The sequence below is a fragment of the Stenotrophomonas sp. YJH_SMC_119 genome (assembly GCF_059368315.1).
Genome location: NZ_JCAFRP010000026.1, coordinates 1 through 15,834 on the forward strand (window position 1 = coordinate 1; position 15,834 = coordinate 15,834).

The window sequence follows — 15,834 nt, forward strand, 5'->3', positions numbered from 1 at the left end:
ACTATGGACGGTCAAACGGGCATTTTTATGGTGGTTCATCCGGGCTCTTTGGGGTCTGGAGAGGTGTGGTAACCACCATTTTCCAAAGATGTCCCGGATGAACAACCTACCGAGAGATCACAACTAACAGTCGACTCTACCCAGCCGACGCACAGCCGGCCGTGCGTTGCCGCGTTACAACGCTTCCAGGCTGCACCACGGCAATTCGGGCAGTCCCTGCCCGGCCACCGCCGCCGCCAGTTGCGCATCGGCGCCGTCGACATCGATGCCCTGGCGCGCATACCACGACGGGTCGTAGTAGCTCTGCGCGTAGCGCTCGCCGCTGTCGCACAGGATGCTGACGATGCTGCCCTGGTGGCCCGCCTCGCGCATCCACTGCGCCGCCTGCAGCACACCGATGAAGTTGGTGCCGGTGGAGCCACCGACACGGCGGCCCAGCTGGCGGCTGACATGGCGCATCGCGGCCAGGCTCAGCGCATCGGGCACCTTCACCATCGCATCGACACTGGTCGGGATGAAGCTCGCCTCTACCCGCGGCCGGCCGATGCCTTCCACGCGCGAGCCACCGCTGCAGGTCAGGCCGCGCCAGTCCTGCTCACCGGCCACGGCGGCTTTGTAGCCATCGAAGAACACCGACACTTCCGGGTCCGCACAGAGGATGCGGGTGTCATGCCGGCGATAGCTGACATAGCGGCCCAGCGTCGCTGCGGTACCGCCGGTACCGGGGCTGCACACGATCCATTCCGGAACCGGGCTGGGCTCCTCGGCCATCTGCTTGAAGATGGACTCGGCGATGTTGTTGTTGGCACGCCAGTCGGTGGCGCGCTCGGCATAGGTGAACTGGTCCATGAAGTGGCCACCGGTTTCACGGGCCAGCTTTTCCGAATCACAGTTGAGGTCGCAGGCACGTTCGACCAGGTGGCAACGGCCGCCGTGGAACTCGATCGCGGCGATCTTTTCAGGCGAGGTGGAGGCCGGGATCACCGCAATGAACGGCAGGCCGAGCAGCCGCGCGAAATAGGCTTCGGACACGGCGGTCGAGCCGCTGGAGGCCTCGATCACCGGACGCCCTTCACGCAACCAGCCATTGGCCAGCGCATACAGGAACAGCGAGCGCGCCAGCCGGTGCTTCAGGCTGCCGGTGGGATGGCTCGACTCATCCTTCAGGTACAGGTCGATGCCCTCGAACCCTGGCAGCGCCAGCGGGATCAGGTGGGTATCGGCGGAACGGTTGAAATCAGCTTCGATCTTGCGGATGGCGGCAGCCACCCATTCACGCTGCGACATGGCGGGCAATCGTTGTCAGGACGGAACGGTGCGATCCGGCCATTGTACGTCGCAGTGCCGTCAGGTGCTGGCCGGTAGAATGGCGCCATCCGGCCGGCAACGGCCCTGTCTGAAGGACCTCCCCCATGACCATTCCCGCCCTGCGCGATGTTCCCGGCGTCGCCGCCCAGGCCCCGGCCGAAACCACCGGCTTCGTGTTCAACCACACCATGCTGCGCGTGAAGGACATTGCCACTTCGCTGGACTTCTACACCCGCGTGCTCGGCTACCAGCTGATCGACAAGCGCGACTTCCCCGAGGCCCAGTTCAGCCTGTACTTCCTGGCCTACGTGCCAGCTGGCGTCACGGTGCCGGAAGATGACAACGCCCGCCGCCTGTGGATGGCCGGGCTGCCGGGCGTGCTGGAACTGACCCACAACCACGGCACCGAAACCCAGGACGGCGCGGTCTACCACGACGGCAACAGCGACCCGCGCGGCTTCGGCCACATCTGCGTGTCGGTGCCGGACATCGAGGCCGCCTGCCAGCGCTTCGAGGATCTGGGCGTGACCTTCCAGAAGCGCCTGACCGACGGCCGCATGAAGAACTTGGCTTTCATCAAGGACCCGGACGGCTACTGGGTCGAGATCATCGCCAACGTCTGACCCGAAAAGGGGACGGAGGGGATTAAGTCGTTTCTGGCATTATTGGGCTGGAAGCGACTTAATCCCCTCCGTCCCCTTTTTCTGCGAGGTTCGTATGGAAACGATGGAACTGCACCGCGGCCGCCTGATCGACCACATCCAGCTGGTAGTGCGCGACCTGGCGGCCAGCCGCCGCTTCTACCAGGCGGTGTTCGATACGATCGGCATCCCGATCGCCGGTGAAGGCGATGACTACTTCTGGGCCGATGAGCTGTTCATTTCCAGCGCCAGCAGCACGGCCGCCGCCGGCCAGCTGACCGGCCGCCACCATCTGGCCTTCCAGGCCCGCGACAGCGCCACCGTCGATGCCTTCCATACCGCCGCGATCGCCGCCGGCGGCACCGACAACGGCGCGCCCGGTGAACGCCCTTACCACCCGGGCTACTACGGCGCGTTCGTGCTTGACCCGGACGGCAACAACATCGAAGTGGTCTACCACGGCCCAGCCAACTACAGCGCCGACTCGGTGAAGGTCACTTTCTGATTTCACCGATGCCGTGAACGAAGAAGCCGGGCAATGCCCGGCTTCTCTGCTTCCAGCGCTGCAGCCCTCAGTGGGCGGCCATGTAGATGTCCTGCAGCACGGCCTTTTCCAGCTCCAGCTCGCCCAGCAGGTTCTTCACGATGTCGCCCAGGCTGAGGATGCCGACCAGACGAGTGCCTTCGGTGACCATCAGATGACGGCGCCGCGAGTACGTCATCAACGACATGGCCTGCTTCAGGGTGGCCTCCGGGGCGATGCCCTCCAGGCCGGTGGACGGCAGGCTGGAAATCACCCGGCGGCCGGCCTGCGGGCCGTCGTCGGCCAGGGTACGCACGATGTCCTTCTCGGAAATGATGCCGACCGGGGCATCGTCCTTCATCACCACCAGTGCAGCGATCCTGTTCGCGCTCATCTTGTGGGCGGCGGCACCAATGGTGTCTTCGGCATCGATGGTGATGACAGCTTCTTTCTTGGATTGCAGGAGTTCGCGGACGTTCATTCTTGTTTCCTGGTGCAGGTCACTGAAGTCAAAAAGTGTGCTCTTCCGATACGCCCCCTCCCCGGGAACAGACCTTTCAGCGCACGTCTGGCGCACCCGGCTGCCGCTTGGAACGGATCGGCAGACGACGTGCTGCAACGCGAACGAGGTGGGCTCAACCGCTCAACCCGGACCTCGGTCAAATCGATTCTACGACTGCGACCATCGGTCACTACCGGCATCGATAGGACAGTTCGTCGTGGGAACCAACCGACGATCCAGAGAATGGCACCGCGGCTGAAACCGCCGCTGAATACACGCGATGCCACGCGTTAAAGATTGATTGCCTGCTGCCGACGGTGGACAGAACACCCTGTGACTGTCCCACTTGCCGCTGCCACCGGCACAAACGAAAGGGGGCCCACACGGCCCCCTTCGCTTGCAACCTCCAACCGAGCTGACGGGTGTTACTCCACCGTCACGCTCTTGGCCAGGTTGCGCGGCTTATCCACGTCGGTGCCGCGCGCCAGCGCGGTGTGGTAGGCCAGCAACTGCACCGGAATGGTGTGCACGATCGGGCTGAGCACGCCGGCATGACGCGGCGTACGGATCACGTGCACGCCTTCGGACTCGTTGAAGTTGCTGTCCTGGTCGGCGAACACGAACAGTTCACCGCCACGCGCGCGCACTTCCTGCATGTTCGACTTCACCTTCTCCAGCAGGCTGTCGTTCGGCGCGATCACCACCACCGGCATGTCCTCGTCCACCAGCGCCAGCGGGCCATGCTTCAGCTCGCCTGCCGGGTAGGCCTCGGCGTGGATGTAGGAGATTTCCTTGAGCTTGAGCGCGCCTTCCAGCGCGATCGGGTAATGCAGGCCACGGCCCAGGAACAGCGCGCTGCTCTTGCGTGCGAAACGCTCGGCCCAGGCAGCGATCTGCGGCTCCATGTTCAATGCGTGCTGCACGCTGCCCGGCAGGAAGCGCAGCTGCTCGAGGTAGTCCGCTTCCTGCGCCGCGTCGATGCGGCCGTGCAGCTTGCCCAGCACCACGGTCAGCTGGAACAGTGCCGCCAGCTGGGTGGTGAAGGCCTTGGTCGAGGCCACGCCGATCTCGGCACCGGCACGGGTGTAGCACACCAGTTCGCTGGCGCGCGGAATCGCACTTTCCGGCACGTTGCAGATCGACAGCGTGTGCTTGTGGCCGAGCGACTTGGCGTACTTCAGCGCTTCCATCGTATCCAGCGTTTCGCCGGACTGGGAGATGGTGACGATCAGATGCTTCGGGTTCGCGTAGGCCGCGCGATAGCGGTACTCGCTGGCGATCTCCACGCTGCACGGAAGGCCGGCGATGGCTTCGATCCAGTAGCGCGCGGTCAGGCCGGCGTAGTAGCTGGTGCCGCAGGCGATGATCTGCACACCCTCGATGCCCGACAGCACCGCTTCGGCGTTCTTGCCGAACAGCCCGGCCGGGAAACCACCGGCGTCGATCGCCGCCTCGATGGTGTCGCCCAGCGCGCGCGGCTGCTCGTGGATCTCCTTCTGCATGAAGTGGCGGTACGGGCCCAGCTCCAGCGATGCCAGCGACACATCGGACAGATGCACGTCGCGCTCGATCGGCCGGTCGTGCTCGTCGAAGATGCGCACGCCATCGCGACGGATCTCGGCGGTATCGCCCTCTTCCAGGAAAATCACCTTGCGGGTGGCCGAGATCACCGCCGAGACGTCGGAAGCAACGAAGTTCTCGCCCTCGCCCAGGCCGATCAGCAGCGGGCAGCCCATCCGCGCGCAGACGAAGCGTTCCGGCTCGGCGCGGCTGACCACGGCCAGTGCGTAGGCACCGGTCAGCTCCTTCACCGTATGCTGCAGCGCCACCAGCAGGTCGTCACCACTCTTCAGGTGATGGTGGATCAGGTGTGCGATGACTTCGGTGTCGGTCTGCGACTCGAAGGTGTAGCCCAGCGCACGCAGCTTCTCGCGCTGCTCTTCGTGGTTCTCGATGATGCCGTTGTGCACCAGCGCCACGCCATGGCTGATGTGCGGATGCGCGTTGGCCTCGGTGACGCCCCCATGGGTGGCCCAGCGGGTGTGGCCGATGCCCAGCACCGCGTTGAAGCCCTCGGCCTCGGCCGCCGTGGCCATTTCCGACACACGACCGGTACGACGCACGCGACGTACATCGCGGCGCTCACCCTGGTCGATCACCGCGATGCCGGAGGAATCGTAACCACGGTACTCCAGCCGCTTCAGGCCTTCGATCAGCACCGGCACTACGTCGCGATCAGCGATCGCACCCACGATTCCACACATGTCACGCGTTTCCTTGAAGACGATCGTCGCATTCTAGCCTGCGTGCCCGCGCTCCCCCTCCTGTCCGCTTAATGAAAGTGTCCGGAAAGGTGTCCGCGGACACCCGGACACTTCACATCACGCCCCAACTCATTGACCCATAAGGAATTAAAGTTGGCACGCTACGTGCTTGGTACTGGCTACCACCGTCAGGCACGCACCCGATGATCCGCGACACTTCCGCCCAGGACCAGATCGTTTCCTCCACTCCGGCCAGCGCTCCGCGCGCCAACTGGCTCCGTTACCGTTGGCCGGCGCTGGGCACGATCGCCCTGCTCGCCGGCATCGGCTGGGCCGTGCACGCCTGGTCCAACGCCAGCCGTTCCTTCGACAGCAGCCGCGTGCGCATCGCCGAAGTGAAGCGGGGCGACCTGGTCCGTGACATCGCCGCCGACGGCCGCGTGATCGCCGCCAACAGCCCGGTCCTGTATGCCATCTCTGCGGGCACCGTGGACCTGAAGGTGGTCGCCGGTGACGTGGTGAAGAAGGGGCAGGAGCTGGCGGTCATCGACAGCCCCGAACTGCGCAGCAAGCTGGCCCAGGAACAGGCCACCCTGGCCGGCCTGGAGGCCGAGGCCAGCCGTGCCGCGCTGGACGCCACACTGGCCCGCGCCAAGTCGCGCAAGGAAACCGACCAGGCCACCATCGAACGGCAGGCCGCCGACCGCGACCTGCAGCGCTACCAGCGCGGCTACGACGGCGGGGCGGTGCCGCAGATCGACCTGGCCAAGGCCAAGGACTCGCTGAAGAAGGCCGACATCACCCTGGCCAACGCCACCACCGATGCCCGCCTGCAGAGCCAGGGCGCGGACCTGGATGCCCGCAACAAGCGCCTGCTGGCCGATCGCCAGAAGGCGGTGGTGGCCGAAGTACAGCGCCAGGTCGATGCGCTGACGCTGCGTGCCCCGTTCGATGGCCAGGTCGGCCAGGTGCAGGCGGTACAGTCCACCAACCTGGCCGCCAATGCCCCGGTGCTGGGCGTGGTCGACCTGTCCAAGTTCGAAGTCGAGATCAAGGTGCCGGAGAGCTTCGCCCGCGACCTGGCGATCGGCATGCCCGCACAGCTGACCGGTGGCAACGGCCAGCCCTTCCCGGGCGAGATCAGCGCGGTGTCGCCGGAAGTGGTCAACGGTGAGGTCAACGCGCGCGTGCGCTTTGCCAGCGCGCAGCCGGAAGGCCTGCGCCAGAGCCAACGGATGTCGGTGCGCGTGCTGCTCGATACCCGCAAGAACGTGCTGAAGGTCGAGCGTGGCCCGTTCGTCGAACAGGGCAACGGCATGGCCTACGTGATGGATGGCCGCACCGCCGTGCGCCGTCCGGTGGAACTGGGCGTCAGCAGCCTGGGCGAAGTGGAAATCAAGTCGGGTGTGCAGCCGGGCGACCGCATCGTGGTCTCCGGCAGCGACCTGTTCAAGGACGCCGAACGCGTCTCCGTCAACTGATACCTGATACCTAATACCTGAATCCTGGAGAGAGGACACCCCATGTACATGCTCGAAATGCGTTCGGTCGCCAAGGTCTTCCGCACCGAACAGGTGGAAACCCACGCACTGCGCTCGCTGGAACTGCAGGTCAAGGAAGGTGAGTTCGTCGCGGTCACCGGCCCGTCCGGCTCCGGCAAGACCACCTTCCTCAACATCGCCGGCCTGCTGGAAACCTTCACCAGCGGTACCTACATGCTGGACGGCCAGGACGTGAGCACGCTGGGCGACGACGCCCGCAGCCGCCTGCGCAACCAGAAGATCGGCTTCATCTTCCAGGGCTTCAACCTGATCCCCGACCTGAACCTGTTCGACAACGTCGACGTTCCGCTGCGCTATCGCAGGATGAGCGCCAACGAGCGCCGCGAACGCATCGAGAAGGCACTGACCCAGGTCGGCCTGGGCTCGCGCATGAAGCACTATCCGAATGAACTGTCGGGTGGCCAGCAGCAGCGCGCGGCCATCGCGCGTGCGCTGGCCGGCAGCCCGCGCCTGCTGCTGGCCGACGAACCGACCGGCAATCTGGATACGCAGATGGCCCGGGGCGTGATGGAGCTGCTGGAGGAGATCAACGCCGCCGGCACCACCATCGTGATGGTCACCCACGACCCGGAACTGGCCGCGCGTGCGCAGCGCAACGTGCACATCGTCGATGGCCAGGTGACCGACCTGGTGCGCGAGCCGGTGCTGGCCACGCCGTTGCGCCACATCGTCGCCGTCAACGAGTGAGGGCCCGACCATGTTCGCCTACTACGCCCGATTGGCGGCGCGCAGTTTCCGCCGCAACAAGGTCCTGACCGCGCTGATGGTGATCGCCATCGCGCTCGGCATCGGCGCCTCGATGACCACGTTGACCGTATTCCACGTGCTGTCCGGCGACCCGATTCCGGGCAAGAGTGACCGCCTGTTCTACGTGCAGCTCGATGCCGCGACCGGCGCCTATGTCGCCGGCGAGGAACCGGAAACCCAGCTGACCCGCTTCGACGGTGAAGCGCTGCTGCGCGAGGCCAAGGGCGAGCGCCAGGCGCTGATGAGCGGCGGCGGCGGCACCATCGAACCGGACAACAGCACGCTCAAGCCCTTCAGCATCGACACCCGCTGGACCTCGGCCGATTTCTTCCCGATGTTCGAGGTGCCCATGCAGTACGGCCGCCCCTGGACGCGAGAGGACGATGAAGGCCGCGCACGCGTGGTGGTCATCTCCAAGGCGCTCAACGACAAGCTGTACCAGGGCGCCAACAGCGTGGGCCGCGACCTGCGCATGGAAGGCCAGAGTTACCGCATCGTCGGCGTGATGAAGGAATGGAGCCCGGAGCCGCACTTCTACGACCTGACCACCGGCAGCTACGGCAAGAACGAAGACCTGCTGCTGCCGATCTCCACCTCGTTCGACCTGAAGCTCGGCAACAACGGCAACATGAACTGCTTCGGCGAAAACCCCGACGGCAACAGCTACTCGCTCAATGCACCCTGCGCGTGGCTGCAGTACTGGGTGGAAATGGACCCGGTCAAGGCCGGCGACTACCGCCGCTACCTGGAGAACTATTCGACCCAGCAGCGCGAGGCCGGCCGCTTCAAGCATCCGCCGAACGTGCGCCTGCGCACCGTGATGGAATGGCTGGACTTCAATGGTGCCGTGCCCAGCGACGTGCGCCTGCAGCTGTGGCTGGCGCTGGGCTTCCTCGGTGTCTGCCTGGTCAACACGGTAGGCCTGCTGCTGGCCAAGTTCCTGCGCCGCAGTGGTGAGATCGGCGTGCGCCGTGCACTCGGCGCCAGCCGTGGCCAGATCTTCCTGCAGTGCCTGGTGGAAGCCGGCGCGGTGGGCGTGGTCGGTGGCGTGCTGGGTATCGGCCTTGCCCTGCTTGGCCTGTTCGCGGTGCGCCAGCAGCCGGTGGAATACGCAAAGCTGGCCCACCTGGACGGCAACATGCTGCTGCTCGCGCTGGGCCTGACCCTGTTCGCCAGCCTCGCCGCCGGATTCCTGCCCGCCTGGCGCGCGATGCAGGTCACCCCGGCCATCCAGCTCAAGTCGCAGTAAGCACCCGAACGAGGACTCCCATGGACATCCGCCCCATCCTCAGCACGCTGCGCCGGCACAAGACCGCTGCCGCCCTGATCGTGCTGGAAGTCGCACTGACCTGCGCCATCGTCTGCAACGCGCTGTTCCTGGTCAGCCAGCGCGTGGAGAAAATCAGCATGCCCAGCGGTATCGCCGAGAGCGAACTGGTGATGCTGCGCGTCAGCGGCATCGGCAAGCAGACCGACGCCATGTCCCGCACCCGCGAGGACCTGGCATCGCTGCGCGCGATTCCCGGCGTCAGCAACGTCACCATCATCAACCAGGTCCCCTTCCGCAACGGCTCCTCCAGCAGCAGCATCTCGCGGGTGATCGACCAGGAACGGCCGACCACCAACGCTTCGATGTACACCCTGTCCGAGAACGGGCTGGCCACGATGGGCATCAATCTGATCGCCGGCCGCGATTTCCTGCCCGACGAGTACCAGAACTTCGAAGACGTCAGCAAGGGTGGCGCCAAGGAAAAGGCCATCCCGGTCATCCTCACCCAGGCCACCGCCGCCAAGATGGAGCCCAACGGCAGCGCCCTGGGCAAGACCTACTACATGGGCAAGCAGTCGCTGCATGTGGTCGGCATCGTCGACACGCTCAGCACGCCCAATGGCTGGAATGACAACTGGACCAACTCGATGCTGCTGCCGATCCGGGTCAGCTTCGACAAGGGTGGTACCTACGTGTTGCGTACTTCGCCGGAACGCCGCCAGGAGGTACTCGATGCCGGTGCCGCCGCGCTGGAGCGCAACGACCCCAACCGCCTGATGCGCGACAAGCTGACCTATGAAGACCAGCGCAAGGACTTCTTCAAGAACGACCGCGCGATGGTCGGCCTGCTGATCACCGTCAGCATCTCGCTGCTGGTGGTCACTGCGCTGGGCATCATCGGCCTGGCCAGCTTCTGGGTGCAGCAGCGCAGCAAGCAGATCGGCATCCGCCGTGCGCTGGGCGCCACCCGCGGGCAGATCCTGCGCTACTTCCAGACCGAGAACTTCCTGCTGGCCTCGCTGGGCATCGTGCTGGGCATGCTGGCGGCGTACGCGATCAACCTGGCCCTGATGAACCTGTACGAGCTGCCGCGCATGCCGCTGTACTACCTGCCGCTGGGTGCGCTGCTGCTGTGGATACTGGGCCAGATTGCGGTGTTCGGTCCGGCACGGCGTGCGGCGGCGGTACCGCCTGCGGTCGCCACGCGGGGCGCGTGAGATGCGTGCCTGCGCGATGTGCCTGATGCTGCTCCTGCCCCTGCCGGCGCTGGCCGGTGGTGGCAGCGCACAGACGCTGGAATGGCGCCGCGATGGAGCGCGGCTGTCGCTGCGCTCGACCGAAGGCCAGGTGCATGTGGAGGCCGCCAGCCCGGAAGTGCGCTTCGGCGTGCGCAGTGGCGATCGCATCCTCCGCGTGGACGACACGGCGGTGCGCCGGGTTGAACATCTGGCCGAGGCACTGCGCCATTCCCACGCGGCCAGCGCCTATCTGTTGCTGCGCCGCGACAAGCGCGAACTGACGGTGGCGGTCAACGCCGCTGCGTGGCGACAGGCATTGGAGGTCCCGCCACCACCCGCGCCACCACCTCCGCCAGCCCCACCCGGGCGCTGAGCATCATCCGCTCCTGCACGGCCACAGGTTTGGCTATGCTTGATGGGTGGCGCCGGGCTCTCCCGGTGCGTGGACACGAACGGCTCCATCGGCGCCGCCCATCCCTTTCTGCAGAACCGCTTAATGCCTGCGATCCTGATCATCGACGACAACGCCAGCGTGGGTACTGCGCTGGACGTGCTGTTCTCCCTGCACGACATCGACACCCTGCAGGCGCACACGCCCGCCGATGGGCTGGCCCTGCTCGAGTCGCAGCCGGTCGATCTGGTGATCCAGGACATGAACTTCAGCGAGGACACCACCTCCGGTGAGGAGGGCGAAGCGTTGTTCGCGCAGATCCGTGCGCGCCATCCGGACCTGCCGGTGATCCTGCTTACCGCCTGGACCCACCTGAGCAGTGCAGTGGACCTGGTCAAGGCCGGTGCGGCCGACTACCTGGCCAAGCCCTGGGACGACCGCAAGCTGATGACCACGGTCAACAACCTGCTGGAACTGTCCGAGGCACGCCGCGAACTGGACCGGCGCCGCAGCCGTGAACTGCACCAGCGCAACGCGCTGGAAGAGAAGTACGACCTGTGCGGCGCGGTCTTCGCCGACCCCGCCAGCGAGCGCGTCATCGCCCTCGCCTGCCAGGTCGCACGCTCGGAACTGCCGGTACTGATCACCGGCGCGAACGGTGCCGGCAAGGAGAAGATCGCGCAGATCATCCAGGCCAATTCGCTGGTGGCCAAGGGCCCGTTCGTGGCGGTCAACTGTGGCGCGTTGCCCTCGGAACTGATCGAAGCCGAACTGTTCGGTGCCGAGGCCGGTGCGTATACCGGCGCCAACAAGGCGCGCGAAGGCAAGTTCGAGGCCGCCGATGGTGGCACCCTGTTCCTGGATGAGATCGGCAACCTGTCGCTCGGCGGGCAGATGAAGCTGCTGCGCGTGCTGGAAACCGGCCGCTTCGAGCGCCTGGGTTCCAACCGCGAGCGCCAGGTCAAGGTCCGCGTGGTCAGCGCGACCAATGCCGACCTGCCGGCGATGATCCGCGAGGGTACCTTCCGCGAAGATCTCTATTACCGCCTCAACACGGTGGAACTGGTGCTGCCGCCGCTGGCCGACCGCCCGGGCGACATCGTGCCGCTGGCCGAGCGATTCCTGACCGCTGGCAAGCCGCTGTCCAGCGCCGCCACCGCAGCACTGCAGCGGCACCCCTGGCCAGGCAACGTGCGCGAGCTGCGCAACGTGATCCAGCGTGCCGAACTGCTGGCCACCGGCAACCGCATCGAAGTGGCCGATCTCAACCTGCCGCGCGCAGCCGCCGCACCACGACCGGCACCCAGCGCAGGCAATGATCCCGACCGCGCACGCATCGAGGATGTGCTGGCGCGCAACCATGGCGTCATCGCCCAGGCCGCCGCCGAGCTCGGCCTGAGCCGCCAGGCGCTGTACCGGCGCATGGACCGCCACGGTATTCCACGCGAATGAAGCGGCGCTCGTTCACTTTCCGCCTGTTCCTGCGCCTGCTGCCGGTGCTGGCACTGGCTGCGGCACTGCCGTGGCTGCTGGCCTACTGGATGGACCATGGTTGGGTGGTGACCACGGTATCGGCGCTGATCCTGCTGTCGCTGATGTGGTGGACCCTGCGCCGTGCCACGGCGCCGGTACGCTCGCTGATGCGTGCCCTGGCGGGCACCACCAGCAGTTATCGCGACGGCGAATACAACTTCGGCGTGCACTGGCCCGGCAATGACGAGCTCGGCGACCTGGTGCAGGCACACCGGGAACTGGGTGATGTACTGCGTGAGCAGCGGCAGGGCCTGGTGCAACGTGAGCTGCTGCTGGACACCATGGTGCAGAACACGCCGGTTGCGATGCTGTTGATCGCCTCCGGCGGTGATGGCATCGCCCGCGTGGTGTTCTCCAACCTGGCCGCGCGCAAGCTGCTGCACGGCGGTTGGAAGCTGGAAGGCCAGCGCCTGGAAGACGTGCTGGAACAGGTGCCGGTGGAACTGCGCGATGCCATCGCCCGTGGCGGTGACAGCCTGTTCGCGGTGCACGCCGAGGGGGAGGACGGCGATGAGGATGACGAGCAGGTCTATCACCTCTCGCGGCGTGCCTTCCAGCTCAACGGTCGTCCGCACGACCTGCTGCTGGTGCGCCTGTTGACCGCCGAGCTGCGCCGCCAGGAAGTGCAGACCTGGAAGAAGGTGATCCGGGTGATCAGCCACGAGCTCAACAACTCACTGGCGCCGATTGCTTCGCTCGCCCATTCCGGCGGCGTGCTGGTGCAGCGTGAGCGCTTTGACCGGCTGCCCGAGATCTTCACCACCATCGAGGACCGCGCACGCCACCTGGAAGGCTTCATCCGTGGCTATGCGCGCTTTGCCAAGCTGCCACAGCCGCAGCTGCAGACCGTGCACTGGGCGCCGTTCCTGTCCAGCCTGCGCCAGCAGATCCCGTTCGGCATGGAACGTGAGCCGGACGAGGAGCTGAGCAGCCGCATCGACATCGCGCAGTTCGGGCAGGCGTTGTTGAACCTGCTGAAGAATGCGCACGAAGCCTGCGCTGAAGCCGAGCCGCCCAACGACGATGTGCAGGTACAGCTGACCCGGCTGCCGCAGTGGCTGCGCCTGGACGTGCTTGACCGCGGCAAGGGCATGAACGAGCAGGTGCTGCAGAACGCACTGATGCCGTTCTATTCGACCAAGCGCAATGGCACCGGGCTGGGGCTGGCGCTGACGCGGGAGATCGTGGAGGCCCACGGCGGACGGGTGTCACTGCAGAACCGCGGCGATGGCGGGTTGTGCGTGTCGATCCTGCTGCCGGTGGGTTGAGCGGACCGATCGGGTAGATCCACGCGATGCGTGGATTTGCCGACCGAGGTCGGCACCTACCAGGCCTGCCGCATCGCCACGCGTAGATGCATCGGAAACCCCAGCGCGGCCTCTTCGGCCATCACCGCCTGCAGCCCTGCACCCCACTCCGCCTCCGGTACGGCGACGAACCCTTCACTGGCATAGAAGGCCGCATTCCACGGCACGTCGGACAACGTGGTCAGCACGGCCGAGCGATAGCCCGCCGCCCGGGCCTGTACCAATGCATGGCGCAACAACGTGCGCCCATGACCTTGCCGCGCGTGTGCAGGATCCACATCCATCTGCAGCACGTGGAACTCACCTGCCAGTTCGCCGGCAAGCAGATAGCCGGCGATGCCACCGTCTGCCGCATCCACCACCCACAGCTGCCCGCGTTCAAGGCCATCCTGTAGTGTCGGCAGGTCCAGGCCATGCCCGGCGAACACCGGATAGGCCTCATGGCCCCTCAACACCTCGCCGGCGCGCTGCTCGATGCCGGGCAGCACACCGAGTTCATCGGCGCGGGGAATGCGGGGCTCAGGACTTCTTGAGCGGGCGCTTCCAGCCATCGATGGTTTCCTGTCGGACACGCGCCAGTGTCAGCTTGCCGTCCGGCGCGTTGCGGGTGATGACCGAACCGGCGGCAATGGTCGCGCCGTCGCCAATGGTCACCGGTGCCACCAGCGAACTGTTGGAGCCGATGAACGCGTTGTCGCCGATGGTGGTGGTCGACTTGTTCACGCCATCGTAGTTGCAGGTGATGGTGCCAGCGCCGATGTTCACCTTGCTGCCGATCACCGCATCGCCCAGGTAGGTGAGGTGATTGGCCTTGCTACCGACACCCAGCGTGACCTTCTTGGTCTCGACGAAGTTGCCGACGTGCACGCCATCGGCCAGCACGGTGCCCGGTCGCAGGCGCGCGAACGGGCCGATCTGCGCGGCGCCCTCGGTAACCACGCCCTCCAGGTCGCAGTGCGCACGCACTTCGGTGCCCGGCCCAAGGTTGACGTCCTTCAAACGGTTGAACGGACCGACGGTGACGCCGTCGCCGAGCACCACGTTGCCCTCGAGCACGACATCGACGTCGACCAGCACGTCGCTGCCCACGGTGACAGTGCCGCGGATGTCGAGCCGGGCCGGATCGCGCACGCGCGCCCCCTGTGCGCACAGGGCCCGTACCGCACGACGCTGCCAGGCGCGCTCCAGCTGCGAGAGCTGCCAGGGGTCGTTTGCCCCTTCGGCCTCCTGCGCGTCGGCCACCAGCGCCATTTCGGCCGGCGTGTATTCATGGGCGGCAAACGCAAAGACATCGGTGAGGTAGTACTCGCCCTGTGCATTGCTGTTGGAAAGCTGCGACAGCCAACGGCGCAGCGCAGTCGATTCGGCCGCGATGATGCCGGTATTGATCGTGCGCACGCGCAGCTGGTCATCGGTGGCGTCCTTCTGCTCGATGATCGCGCCAACCTTGCCCTCGGCATCGCGCAGCACGCGGCCATATCCGGTCGGGTCATCGACATCGGCCACCAGTACCGCCAGCCGGCCCGGCTGTGCGAGCAGGTCGCGCAGGGTCTGCGCACGGATCAGCGGCACGTCGCCGTACAGGACCAGCACCTGCGCCAGGTCGGGAACCTGGGGCATCGCCTGCGCTACCGCGTGGCCGGTGCCGAGCTGCTGTGCCTGCTCGGCCCATTGCAGGTCGGGTTGGCCGGCGAAGTACTGGCGCACCGCCTCGCCGCCGTGGCCATGGACCACGTGGATCGCCGCCGGCTGGAGCTCACGGGCCGCGTCGATCACGTGCGCCAGCATCGGCTGGCCCGCGATCGGCTGCAGCACCTTCGGCAGCACCGACTTCATGCGCTTGCCTGCGCCGGCAGCGAGGATGATGACGTGCAGGGGTTGGGTCATGGGAACGGCGGTCCGTGGTTCGTTGCCGGTGATTCTAGAGCGTGCGCCGTTAACATGGGCATCCCTCCTCCCTTCGCCATGCCGATGAGCCTCGTCCGCCAGGGAAGCGCCTACCTCGTCATCGGGCTCGTGCAGCTGCTGCTCGACTGGCTCGTGTTCGTGGTCACCACCGCACTGGGCATGCCCGTGGCGCCGGCCAACATCGCCGGGCGCCTGGCCGGCATGCTGCTGGGCTTCTGGCTCAACGGCCGCTACACCTTTGCCGAGGCCGGCACCCGCAAGCTGGGATGGAAGCGATTTGCACGCTTTTTCAGTCTATGGCTGCTGCTCACCGTGGCGAGCACATTGCTGGTGAGCCTGGTGGACCATGCGCTGGGCCTGCAGTACACCTGGCTGGCCAAACCGCTGGTGGAAGGCGGCCTGGCGTGTGTGTCGTTCCTGCTGATGCGGTACGTGGTGTATCGCTGAGACGGCACCAGGATCGGGATCGGGATCGGGGATCGGGACTGGGGACCGGGACTGGTAGAGTCGACTGTTAGTTGTGTAAACCCACCACGTTGTTCAGCAGGACTCTGGAAATAGGTGGCTGGCCACCGATCCCCATGTGAGGGCGGTGCCAGTTGTAGTGGTGCAGCCATTGGGTCAGCACGGAATTGCGCTG

At 66.0% G+C, this 15,834-nt stretch carries 16 protein-coding genes; 10 read left to right on the forward strand and 6 right to left on the reverse strand.

The genetic code is table 11. The features are described from left to right. Positions 1-174: 174 nt before the first annotated feature. Positions 175-1,287, reverse strand: a complete 1,113-nt coding sequence (locus tag AC5P6S_RS20785; protein ID WP_005411112.1) for a PLP-dependent cysteine synthase family protein — start codon at positions 1,285-1,287, stop codon at positions 175-177. 125 nt (positions 1,288-1,412) lie between these two features. On the opposite strand from AC5P6S_RS20785, the gene gloA reads away from it, so the two are divergent. Continuing rightward, entirely contained in the window at positions 1,413-1,931 is a 519-nt protein-coding gene (gloA, locus tag AC5P6S_RS20790; RefSeq protein WP_049397110.1) for a lactoylglutathione lyase, read from the forward strand. 94 nt (positions 1,932-2,025) lie between these two features. Further along, positions 2,026-2,454: a VOC family protein gene (locus AC5P6S_RS20795; RefSeq protein WP_005414534.1), complete on the forward strand. Its 429-nt coding sequence runs from the start codon at positions 2,026-2,028 to the stop codon at positions 2,452-2,454. A 67-nt stretch (positions 2,455-2,521) separates the two neighbouring features. Here the strand turns inward: AC5P6S_RS20795 and AC5P6S_RS20800 are convergent, their stop codons facing one another. Further along, a complete protein-coding gene (locus tag AC5P6S_RS20800) occupies positions 2,522-2,953 on the reverse strand; it encodes a CBS domain-containing protein (protein WP_005411115.1) in 432 nt (143 codons plus the stop codon). 446 nt (positions 2,954-3,399) lie between these two features. Continuing rightward, positions 3,400-5,238, reverse strand: a complete 1,839-nt coding sequence (glmS, locus tag AC5P6S_RS20805; protein ID WP_012481313.1) for a glutamine--fructose-6-phosphate transaminase (isomerizing) — start codon at positions 5,236-5,238, stop codon at positions 3,400-3,402. Positions 5,239-5,441: 203 nt separating this feature from the next. Here glmS and AC5P6S_RS20810 point away from each other — a divergent pair, with 203 nt between their 5' ends. The 7 genes from AC5P6S_RS20810 (at position 5,442) to AC5P6S_RS20840 (ending at position 13,247) form a co-directional block, all read left to right on the forward strand. Beyond that, complete coding sequence (locus AC5P6S_RS20810) at positions 5,442-6,719, forward strand: efflux RND transporter periplasmic adaptor subunit (RefSeq protein ID WP_012481314.1); 1,278 nt, start codon at positions 5,442-5,444, stop codon at positions 6,717-6,719. A 42-nt stretch (positions 6,720-6,761) separates the two neighbouring features. Then, complete coding sequence (locus AC5P6S_RS20815; protein ID WP_005411118.1) at positions 6,762-7,487, forward strand: ABC transporter ATP-binding protein; 726 nt, start codon at positions 6,762-6,764, stop codon at positions 7,485-7,487. 10 nt (positions 7,488-7,497) lie between these two features. Next, entirely contained in the window at positions 7,498-8,796 is a 1,299-nt protein-coding gene (locus AC5P6S_RS20820; protein ID WP_235643899.1) for an ABC transporter permease, read from the forward strand. Positions 8,797-8,816: 20 nt separating this feature from the next. Then, positions 8,817-10,034, forward strand: coding sequence for an ABC transporter permease (locus AC5P6S_RS20825; protein ID WP_005411120.1), 1,218 nt, complete (start codon positions 8,817-8,819; stop codon positions 10,032-10,034). A gap of 16 nt (positions 10,035-10,050) precedes the next feature. Continuing rightward, on the forward strand, positions 10,051-10,428 hold the full coding sequence (locus tag AC5P6S_RS20830; protein ID WP_024957071.1) for a PDZ domain-containing protein: 378 nt from the start codon (positions 10,051-10,053) through the stop codon (positions 10,426-10,428). Positions 10,429-10,551: 123 nt separating this feature from the next. Beyond that, complete coding sequence (locus AC5P6S_RS20835) at positions 10,552-11,898, forward strand: sigma-54-dependent transcriptional regulator (protein WP_012481316.1); 1,347 nt, start codon at positions 10,552-10,554, stop codon at positions 11,896-11,898. After that, positions 11,895-13,247: a sensor histidine kinase gene (locus AC5P6S_RS20840; RefSeq protein ID WP_005414539.1), complete on the forward strand. Its 1,353-nt coding sequence runs from the start codon at positions 11,895-11,897 to the stop codon at positions 13,245-13,247. Before AC5P6S_RS20835 ends, AC5P6S_RS20840 begins: the two co-directional genes overlap by 4 nt. Before the next feature lie 56 nt (positions 13,248-13,303). Here AC5P6S_RS20840 and AC5P6S_RS20845 read toward each other — a convergent pair whose 3' ends face one another. Beyond that, positions 13,304-13,837: a GNAT family N-acetyltransferase gene (locus tag AC5P6S_RS20845; protein ID WP_111172867.1), complete on the reverse strand. Its 534-nt coding sequence runs from the start codon at positions 13,835-13,837 to the stop codon at positions 13,304-13,306. Then, the gene (gene glmU, locus AC5P6S_RS20850) at positions 13,806-15,173 is read right to left on the reverse strand and encodes a bifunctional UDP-N-acetylglucosamine diphosphorylase/glucosamine-1-phosphate N-acetyltransferase GlmU (protein WP_133050301.1); all 1,368 of its coding nucleotides are present in this window, start codon (positions 15,171-15,173) and stop codon (positions 13,806-13,808) included. The genes AC5P6S_RS20845 and glmU overlap by 32 nt, the downstream gene beginning before the upstream one ends. A gap of 84 nt (positions 15,174-15,257) precedes the next feature. Here glmU and AC5P6S_RS20855 point away from each other — a divergent pair, with 84 nt between their 5' ends. Further along, positions 15,258-15,641, forward strand: coding sequence for a GtrA family protein (locus tag AC5P6S_RS20855; protein ID WP_114618233.1), 384 nt, complete (start codon positions 15,258-15,260; stop codon positions 15,639-15,641). Between the two features lie 67 nt (positions 15,642-15,708). Here the strand turns inward: AC5P6S_RS20855 and AC5P6S_RS20860 are convergent. Then, the coding region (locus AC5P6S_RS20860; RefSeq protein WP_146257439.1) for an integrase core domain-containing protein at positions 15,709-15,834 on the reverse strand (126 nt) is incomplete at its 5' end.

Excerpts from the sequence above, each read along its gene's own strand:
- AC5P6S_RS20785 (WP_005411112.1), bottom strand. The coding sequence starts at position 1,287 with ATGTCGCAGCGTGAATGGGTGGCTGCCGCCATCCGCAAGATCGAAGCT.
- gloA (WP_049397110.1), top strand. The coding sequence starts at position 1,413 with ATGACCATTCCCGCCCTGCGCGATGTTCCCGGCGTCGCCGCCCAGGCC.
- AC5P6S_RS20795 (WP_005414534.1), top strand. The coding sequence starts at position 2,026 with ATGGAAACGATGGAACTGCACCGCGGCCGCCTGATCGACCACATCCAG.
- AC5P6S_RS20800 (WP_005411115.1), bottom strand. The coding sequence starts at position 2,953 with ATGAACGTCCGCGAACTCCTGCAATCCAAGAAAGAAGCTGTCATCACC.
- glmS (WP_012481313.1), bottom strand. The coding sequence starts at position 5,238 with ATGTGTGGAATCGTGGGTGCGATCGCTGATCGCGACGTAGTGCCGGTG.
- AC5P6S_RS20810 (WP_012481314.1), top strand. The coding sequence starts at position 5,442 with ATGATCCGCGACACTTCCGCCCAGGACCAGATCGTTTCCTCCACTCCG.
- AC5P6S_RS20815 (WP_005411118.1), top strand. The coding sequence starts at position 6,762 with ATGTACATGCTCGAAATGCGTTCGGTCGCCAAGGTCTTCCGCACCGAA.
- AC5P6S_RS20820 (WP_235643899.1), top strand. The coding sequence starts at position 7,498 with ATGTTCGCCTACTACGCCCGATTGGCGGCGCGCAGTTTCCGCCGCAAC.
- AC5P6S_RS20825 (WP_005411120.1), top strand. The coding sequence starts at position 8,817 with ATGGACATCCGCCCCATCCTCAGCACGCTGCGCCGGCACAAGACCGCT.
- AC5P6S_RS20830 (WP_024957071.1), top strand. The coding sequence starts at position 10,051 with ATGTGCCTGATGCTGCTCCTGCCCCTGCCGGCGCTGGCCGGTGGTGGC.
- AC5P6S_RS20835 (WP_012481316.1), top strand. The coding sequence starts at position 10,552 with ATGCCTGCGATCCTGATCATCGACGACAACGCCAGCGTGGGTACTGCG.
- AC5P6S_RS20840 (WP_005414539.1), top strand. The coding sequence starts at position 11,895 with ATGAAGCGGCGCTCGTTCACTTTCCGCCTGTTCCTGCGCCTGCTGCCG.
- AC5P6S_RS20845 (WP_111172867.1), bottom strand. The coding sequence starts at position 13,837 with ATGGCTGGAAGCGCCCGCTCAAGAAGTCCTGAGCCCCGCATTCCCCGC.
- glmU (WP_133050301.1), bottom strand. The coding sequence starts at position 15,173 with ATGACCCAACCCCTGCACGTCATCATCCTCGCTGCCGGCGCAGGCAAG.
- AC5P6S_RS20855 (WP_114618233.1), top strand. The coding sequence starts at position 15,258 with ATGAGCCTCGTCCGCCAGGGAAGCGCCTACCTCGTCATCGGGCTCGTG.